The 6092-nt window shown below is 39.2% G+C and carries 2 protein-coding genes; both read right to left on the bottom strand.

Translation table 11 applies throughout. The annotated features are described in order from the left end of the window. Positions 1-93: 93 nt before the first annotated feature. Positions 94-2562: a galactose-binding domain-containing protein gene (locus tag BAZSYMA_RS01730; protein ID WP_090714972.1), complete on the bottom strand. Its 2469-nt coding sequence runs from the start codon at positions 2560-2562 to the stop codon at positions 94-96. A gap of 291 nt (positions 2563-2853) precedes the next feature. Further along, a partial coding sequence (locus BAZSYMA_RS01725; protein ID WP_195910045.1) for a S8 family serine peptidase occupies positions 2854-6092 on the bottom strand: 3239 nt, incomplete at its 5' end.

Below are 6092 nucleotides of genomic sequence, written 5' to 3'. Positions count from 1 at the left end.
CCCAAGATTCAACAATCTGAAATTGCTTATTTCGAATAAGCTAAACCCTAAATTCAAATTCTAGTTGAAACATTCCTACTGCGTTTTCTTTATTTAAAGATCAACACCCATAACCTGAACTTCTGCTAGAGACAGATAACCACTGTCAGGCAATTGGATTCTAACATAGCGACCTTGTTTGCCTGGTGCGTCTAATGTAATGATTTTTTTGGGATCAGGTGCAACATGAAAGTCTTGTTGATAGGTGTGGGTGCTGAAGTCTGATTCATTAGAAATACTAACTCGGTAGTCGCTTAGCCTATCTGCACAGCAATCAGTGCGGTTGTAGATAATGATTTGATTGATATTTTTCTTGCTGCCTAGATCAACCTGCCACCAAGCGCTTCGTTCCAGTTTGGTATGGGTTGTGCTCTTATTTAAGAAATAGCCATCAGTGTTACCATCCACTGCATAACCAGCAACAGGATCAATAGAGTAGTATAGATATGTGCTGGATTGTGTGGCAGGTTTTCCAAGCGCTAGATTATAACCAAAGACATATGTGCCTCCATAACTTGGGTCACCCCATGTCCTGATTGAACCATCAGGCTTAACAGCAGTAAAGCTATATGCATTTGAATAAATCTTAATATAGCCTTTGTCAGTAGGTCCTTTTGTGCTGTCATTCTTTGGTTTAATCCACGAACTATCTAAGTTACCCCATGATGTAATTGAGCCATCGGCTTTAAGGGCAGCAAAGGCTCTGTCGGTTGAATAAATCTTGATATAACCTTTGTCAGTGGGTGCCTTGGATATGTATTCACCTCCAGCAACTGACTCACCCCATGTCGTGATTGAGCCATCAGCTTTAAGGGCGGCAAAAGCATATGCATTTGAATAAATTTCGACATAGCCTTTGTCAACGGGTGCGCTTTCGCCTCCAGAATATACATCACCCCACCCCTTGATTGAGCCGTCGGCTTTAAGGGCGGCAAAGGCATATGTATTTGAATAAATCTTGGTATAGCCCTTATCAACGGGTGCATTTGTGCCTCCAGAATCTGCCTCACCCCACGCCTTGATTGAGCCGTCAGTTTTAAGGGCGGCAAAGGCAACTGCATTTGAATAAATCTTGGTATAGTCACTACCAGAGGGTACATTTGCGCCTCCAGAATATGCGTTACCCCACCCCTTGATTGAGCCATCGGCTTTAAGGGCAACAAAGGCTTTGTCGGTTGAATAAATCTTGATATAGCCTTTGTCAGTGGGTGCATTGGGTGCGTCTTTGCCTCCAAAATTTGAGTCACCCCATGTCTTAACTGAGCCATCGTGTGTAAGGGCAGCAAAGGCTCTTCTATTAGAATAAATCTCGGTATAGTCACTGCCAGAAGGTGCACCTCTGCCTCCAGAATATGGGTTACCCCACGCCGTGATTGAACCATCAGCTTTAAGGGCGACAAAGGCATATACATTTGAATAAATCTTGATATAGCCTTTGTCAGTGGGTGCTCTGGATGCACTTACGCCTCTAATAAGTAAGTCACCCCACGCCGTGATTGAACCGTCAGCTTTAAGGGCGGCAAAGGAATGTTTATTTGAATAAATCTTGGTATAACCACTATCAGGATCAGGTGCTTTTTCGCCTCCAAAATGTGGGTTACCCCATGCCTTGATTGAGCCATCACCTTTAATGGCAGCAAAAGCCATCTTATTAGCATAATTTGGCGCATTATTAACCCCACCAAAATCATTATGAGCACTAGAATAATCCACCTCAGAAAAATGCAAAGGATCAATACCTATAACCTGAACTTCCGCTAAAGACAAAATCTTACTGCCAAACATCTGGACTCTAACATAGCGACCTTGTTTGCCTGGTGCGTCTAATATAATGGTTTTTTTGGGGTTAGGCGTAGCATGAAAGTCTTGTTGATAGATGTGGGTGCTGAAGTCTGCTTTATTAGAAATACTAACCCGATAGTCTTTTAGTCTATCTGCACAGCAATCAGTGCGGTTGTAAATAATGATTTGCTCGATATCTTTCTTACTACCTAGATCAACCTGCCACCAAGGATTGTCGTATTCAAATTTGGTATGGGTTGTGCTCTTATTTAAGAAATAACCATCAGTGTTACCATCCACTGCATAGCCAGCAACAGGAATGATAGAGTGGTATAAATATGTGCTGGATTGTGTAGCAGGCTTTCTAAGGGCTAGATTAATAACACCAACACCAACAGCAATAACAATAGTTGCAGTGTCATGACCACGATGACCAACTGCAGTCACAGTATAAGTTACTGGATCAGAGGCAACAATTGGCACTCCAGAGATAGTTCCAGTTTTTGCATTAAGAGACAAGCCATCGGGAATAGCAGGATAAATTGAGTAATGAGAAACAGAATCACCTCTATTAGAGATGGTAATAGGTGTGATAGCAATTCCAGCAGTAGCACTAACATGATTAGTGCTGAATGTAATGAGTGGACCTAGTACAACACTAAAAGCATTTAAAGAGACTGAAAAGATAGCGACTGCAAGGAGTTTAGTTAGTGTGTTTAGTGTGTTTGATATGTTTTTCATTTTTAAAAAATAAGTATTAAAAAAAATTTACTATAACATTTAAAAATAATTTTGTCAAGGTCTTTTATACGCCCCTCCAAAAAAATCCAAAAGAAACCCCTGCGTTAACCCAGTCTTAGTCCTGCTAAGACAAGGTTCAAAGAAGGTTCAAAGAAATCACCAATTGGACAAAAATTGGATTTTATCAATCACCCCTATTTACGCAAAGATTTCTATTAGCTTAACTTATTCGAAATAAGAAAGTTTGGATTGTTGTCTAAAATTGTTGGGTTTTGTAGTTGACTTAACGCCTTAGTGTTTAACAAAATCAACCACACTTTTGATTCCCACCCGATAATTTTCATCATGCCAACCTGCTCCAATTATTGTAAAGTCGGTAGTATAGGCGCCTGTTGGTAAATCAGGATTAGATTCAGGATCAAAACTAACTCTGACTTGACCAAAACCACGCTGCACGCCATCATTCATTTTTAGCCAACCGTAAGGTCCTTTCTTTTGCACATCCAATACCGCCTGATATTTAACACCTGTGCTATTGGTTGCTATAACAGTAATTTTAGATACGCCTGTATTTCCACTCCATAGACTCTGTTTTGCTCGGGTAAAGTCCGAACGAACAACATTAGGCTGTTCGGTAGGTATGTAAAAATAAACACTAGAATCCTTTGAAGGGGTTTTTTTGGAATAATTGCCTGAAATCTGATTAAGACCAATCTTTTCTAGCTTTAATATGCCATGATTGTTATTCTGGTAGGGGTAAATTTCATTTTGAATAAAATCCTTATAAATGGTAATGTCTAACTTTGCCTTAATAAGAGCCCGATAATCAGAATCGTGCCAACCAACTCCGATTATCATAAATTCGGCAGTATAGCTATTTGCTACTAAATCAGGATTGTCATCAAGGTGAACGCTAACTTTTACTTGCCCATAATCGCGTTGCACGCCATCATTCATTTTTATCCATTTATTGTTAAATTTCTTTTGCACCCGCAATACTATTTGTTGCTCATGGCCATTCTTATCAACCGCCCAAACAATAACTTTAGATGCGCCTGGGGATCCATCCCATAAACTTTCTCGCACTTGTTCAAAGTCCGAATAAGCCACACTACCTAGTGTGGGGACGATAAAGTAAACACTAGAATTGCCTGATGGTGTTTTTTTAGAATAATTAACTGAGGTTTGGTTAAGTCCGATAGTGCCCACATCTAGCTGGTACTTAAAATGACTTGTGTCTCTCTTTTTTCTCATGAGAAAGCACAAAGAAAGTACACCATTACATTCGTGTGCCACAGGTCCTACTAATTTCCCCATTTGTTTTAGTTGTGCTTCACGCTGTTTTGCTAACTTAGCTTTTGACAATGCATTAATACTGATATTACCCTTAAAATTAAATACACCATTTTCCTCCTTGCCTTTGACTTGAATATAGAGCGTTCTAAACTTTTTAAGTTTTATATCTGTGGCACAAGAGGGTCCTGAGACACTTGTCTCAGTGATAGTTACGAGTGTATCACCAAAGAAAGTCATTCTACAATCAGCGCTTTCATCAGAATCAGGCACTACATCTGTTGCAACAAAAATATCTATTAAACCTTTATTTTCAGTGGTTCGCTCGAAGTTAATGTAGTAGTCAAGATCTTCATCAGTGGTCCTTTCAAACTTATATAGTGTGCTTGATTCTAGCGGAATAGGGGCGTTTAATGTAAGTACGGTTGCCGATTTTATGATGTCTTTTAGGCGCTTTACCTCAGCAAGTGCTCGATTGATATCAACAACACCTGTGCCACAGTATTGTATAGTGCCATCTACTTTTGAGAAATCATTAGTGCAAGTGGAATGTATTGGAAAGTTACGAGCCGATTTTTTAATAATTCTTTTTATTTCTCTTGGAGGGAAATAAAATTGCCGCGAAAGTATTGAAGCGACGCCACTAACAAATGGGGCTGCCATACTAGTGCCATGCATTTTATTATATTCACTATCCTTACCAAGAGTCATAATGTCAGTTCCAGGCGCACTAACATCCGTCCTATTGCCGTAATTAGATCCATGTTTATCATCCCATAGAGATCGATCTTCGTCCAAATCAATGGCGCTAACTGCAATGACACCTTCACAATTCGCTGGTGATTCAGTATATGATGCGGAATCGTTACCTGTTGTAGCTATAATTGTCGCACCTTTAGATATCGCTTCTTTGATAGCATTACTATAGGTTGAAAAAAAACCAAGGGATTCTGTATATGGGTTTTCGCATGGTCGATTAGATCCAAAACTTAGATTGATAACTGTTGCGGGGTGCTTGTTATCGGGTACACCATCAATATGACCACCAGCCGCCCATCTAATGGCTTCTGCTGCTGAAGAGATGCCACCCTTTCCTATAAGCAAATCAGAAATATTATTTATGTCGTTCTCTTTGGTTCTTAGTACACGCACAGGCAATATTTTTGCTCTCCCATCAACGCCAGCAATACCTTTAGCGTTGTTATGTACAGCCGCTATAATACCTGCAACAGCAGTACCGTGGCTTTCTATTTTTGGGTCTGAAAGAATGGGGTTCGTATCATTATCAATAAAATCATAGCCATAAACATCAGTTTCACTGTCAGCAACTTTTAACATATTGTCCAGTAAATCCTCATGCCTAATAAGACCGTCATCAATAACAGCAACTATCGTTTCACCAGTATCTATCGTGTTACCGCTTTGTAAGAACTGTTGAGCTGAATCTAGGGCAATCCCAGAACCTTTCAACCCCCATTGATACGTATAAAGAGGATCGTTTGGAGGAAACTTTGCCCGATGAATAATCACAAGCTCATTCGGTTCAGAATATTCAACATAATCTTTTAATACCAAACGATGAATAACATCATGCGTAACAGATTTAGAGAGGTTAATCGTGGTTGTGTTGAACTGTGCGTCATGTTTAATAAAAGTAAGCTCAACTAGATCGTTGGCATTAACTAATTGATTAATATCTTGTTCTAATTGATAAATATTATTATTTATCAAATCTGGATCTGGAGCGGAATAAATGGGAGGAACGCCTGTTGCATTAGCATCGTTCGGCAGTATAGCAACAGTGTGCTCATTATGGCTAATATTTGTAAAGCGAATTAACATGCTATTTGCCCTATCGTCATAGGAAGATCGATCCTCAATTTGTACATTAACCCCTGAATGGGTAATAGAATGATTAGTAGTTAAGCGAGCATTAATATAATCTCCAGCAATTTCGAAAGTTTCGTTTATGTTGTTACCATGCAATTTTTTTAATTGATTGCCATTTTTGTCATAAATATAAACATAATCATGATTTTTTTCAGTGTTACCAGAGATTTTTACCTTTAAGGAAGTGGCGTTAACAATGGATAAAATTTTACTACGATCTTCATTGTTGGTGTATTCACCTGTGTCCCAACTGGTATCTGCCAATGCAAGTCCATTAAACAATATAAGCGTTAGAATTATTCCCTTGGGAATGACATAAGTAGAGATCTTTGCGTAATTCATAATTT

It is taken from the genome of Bathymodiolus azoricus thioautotrophic gill symbiont, assembly GCF_001298715.1.
Lineage (GTDB): Bacteria > Pseudomonadota > Gammaproteobacteria > PS1 > Pseudothioglobaceae > Thiodubiliella.
The sequence above is the reverse complement of the archived record's forward strand: the minus strand, read 5'-3'. Positions and strand labels throughout refer to the sequence as shown.